The organism is Chondromyces apiculatus DSM 436 (assembly GCF_000601485.1).
GTDB lineage: Bacteria > Myxococcota_A > Polyangia > Polyangiales > Polyangiaceae > Chondromyces > Chondromyces apiculatus.
The window spans coordinates 1-1745 of the sequence record NZ_ASRX01000162.1 but is presented as its reverse complement, the minus strand read 5'-3'; the positions used below and the strand labels follow the sequence as shown (position 1 = coordinate 1745).

General features: G+C 70.0%; 2 pseudogenes. Both read left to right on the top strand.

From position 1 onward, the window contains the following. Positions 1-554: pseudogene (locus CAP_RS53175) on the top strand (hypothetical protein); the annotation flags it as partial. Between the two features lie 605 nt (positions 555-1159). Beyond that, a pseudogene (locus tag CAP_RS51780) lies at positions 1160-1745 on the top strand (hypothetical protein); the annotation flags it as partial.

Sequence of the window (1745 nt, the reverse complement as noted above, 5' to 3'; positions counted from 1 at the left end):
GTTCCGGCGCTGCCGGAAAGCCAGGGCAAGGTGGCGGCGGCGGCGGCGGCGCCAAGGGACTGGCCAACTGCGGTGGAAACATGCCAGGCGCTGGCGCCAGCGGCGGCAGCGGGGGCGGCGGTGGCTGCGGCGGCAAGCCAGGGCAAGGCGGTGGTGCTGGCGGCTCCAGCATCGCCCTGGTCAGCATCGGCGCCCAGCTCACGTTTGACTCCTGCACCCTCCAGGCCGGCAACGGAGGCAACGGCGGCGCTGGCGGTGACCTCCAGCCGGGTGGAACGGGCGGTCTCGCCGGTCAAGCAGGGGTAGGTGCTTTCGGATCCAAACCTGGGTGCCCCGGCGGCCAGGGTGGGATCGGAGGGAATGGCGGACTCGGAGGTGGCGGAACTGGTGGCCACGCACTCGCCCTTGCGTACACCGGCCTCTCGCCGACGCTGTCGGAGGACAGCCGTATGGCGCAAGGGGCCGCAGGCGCGGGCGGACCAGGTGGCGGAGGGGACATGGCCTCCAACAGCGGTTCCGCCGGCATTGCGTCGGCTGAACAGGAATTCCCTTGAAGCACCGTCCTTTGCTTTTCTTCGTCCGTCCAGCATTTCGAAGCGGCAACACGCTCTCGCGCACCGGAATATAGATGGTGGAGGCCGTACCGGACATCGGTCGGCTCGGTGGGTCGACCGGCTGGCTTCTTCTTCGGAGGAGGGCTGTCTGGCGCGTGGCCGATGGCGGCTTGGTTCTTCTCCCAACTCCGGCTGATGGCGCCCGCCGTGGCCCAGGGACCAGCACTGCCCTCCACTTTTTTCACGACATCGTTCGATCTGGTGAGCCGCTCCGGAAGAAGAGCCGATTTGGTTTGTAGAGGGTGAGCTGACGCTGGAGGTCCCGTGCGCTGCGCTCGCACAGCACGGTCCGCGCAGCCTGCCCTCGTGAAGGAGAGGGCGACATGCACCGGGATTGGCAAACCTCGACTCCCACGTCATCAGCAACAAGCCCTCACGTGCAGGCCCCTCCCGGCCCGCGCGCGGCGCGGGGTAAGGGAGGGGCCGGACGCGCGCAGGCGCGCAGCGCCGAGCACGGACCGGGGGTGGGCAGCTATGTCTGCGGTTTCGTCTTGCTCGTTGCTGCTGGAGGGTGTGCGAGCGTCAGCGGGCTGGATCGGTTCGAGGTGGATGGTACGAGCACCGGCGGAGATGGCGGGGGAGGCAACGGGGGGAGCGGTGGAGGGACACCGGCAGAGTGCATCCCGAGCCTGAGCAACGGAGCCGTCGACGAGGGTTGCGGGGTGTGGGTCTCGCGCAGCCGCGGCGATGACGGCAACGACGGCTCCAGGAGCGCGCCCATGGCAAGCCTCCACGCTGCTCTTGAGAAGGCGGTGGCGGACAAGCGCCGCGTCTATGCCTGCGCCGAGGCGTTCGAGGAGGCCGTCGAGGTGCCTGCCGGCGTCACCCTCTTCGGGGGGCTCGACTGCGATGCGGGTGGCATCTGGCGCGACGGACTCAAGACCACCGTGCAAGGACCGGCCGACGTGCCCGCCCTGCGCTTGCTCGATGGAGATGACCGGAGCACCACCCTCGAAGACTTCGTCATCCGCGCGCCCGATGCCGTCGCTCCTGGTGCGTCAGCCATCGGGGTGCTCGCCGCGGAGGTCAGCGCCACGCTCACCCGCTGCGAGGTCGTCGCCGGCAACGGTGCCGCGGGAGCCGCAGGCGCGCCGGGCGCAGAACCAGGCGCGCCGGGAGCTCCGATCCCGG